At 75.3% G+C, this 872-nt stretch carries 1 protein-coding gene; it reads right to left on the minus strand.

Annotated features, from left to right (window positions below):
- Window positions 1-872, minus strand: an 872-nt coding sequence (locus tag G3I65_RS29475; RefSeq protein WP_160698990.1) for an acyltransferase domain-containing protein, incomplete at both ends; no start/stop codon positions are given.

The following is an 872-nucleotide window of genomic DNA, read 5'->3' on the forward strand; positions in this document are numbered from 1 at the left end:
GGCGACGAGCCACGTCCCGGACGCGGCGGGCGCGGTGGCCGTCAGCGGCTTCCAGGTGACCCGGTAGCGCCAGCCGTCGACGACCGACTCCTCGCGGCGCCGGCGGCGCCACTCCGACAGGGCGGGCAGCACCGCGCCGAGCGAGTCGCCGTCGACGGCGAGCGTGGTGGCCAGCGCGTCGAAGTCGGCGGCCTCCACGGCGGTCCAGAACTCCGCGTCGGCGGAGTCCCCAGTGTCCACAGTGGACACAGCGGGCTCCGGCCAGTACCGCTGCCGCTGGAAGGCGTAGGTCGGCAGGTCGACACGGGTCGCGCCGGTGCCGGCGAAGAACTCCTTCCAGGCGACGGGAACGCCGTGGACGTGCAGCCGGCCGAGCAGGGTCGTGATCGCCTGCTCCTCGGAGCGGTCCCGGCGCAGGGCGGGCAGCAGCATCGCGCCGGATCCCTCGCCCAGGTTCTCCTGCGCCATCGCGGAAAGCACGCCGTCGGGCCCCAGCTCGACGAACGCGGTCACGCCGGCCGCGGCCAGCGCGGTGATCCCGGCGTCGAACCGGACGGCTTCGCGGACGTGGCGGACCCAGTACTCCGGCGAGCACACCTGCTCGGCGGTCGCCGTCGCCCCGGTCACGGTGGACACCAGCGGGATCCGCGGCTCGGCGAAGGTCAGGCCTTCGACCACGGCGCGGAACTCGTCGAGCATCGGGTCCATCAGCGGCGAGTGGAAGGCGTGGCTCACCGGCAGGAGCCGGGACTTGTGCCCGTCGGCCGCCAGCCGGGCGGCCGCGGCGAGCACCGCGGCCTCGTCGCCGGCGAGGACCACCGAGCGCGGGCCGTTGACCGCGGCGATGGCGAGCGTGCCACCGGCGTCCGCCA

The sequence above is a fragment of the Amycolatopsis sp. SID8362 genome, from assembly GCF_010550475.1.
Classification (GTDB): domain Bacteria; phylum Actinomycetota; class Actinomycetes; order Mycobacteriales; family Pseudonocardiaceae; genus Amycolatopsis; species Amycolatopsis eburnea.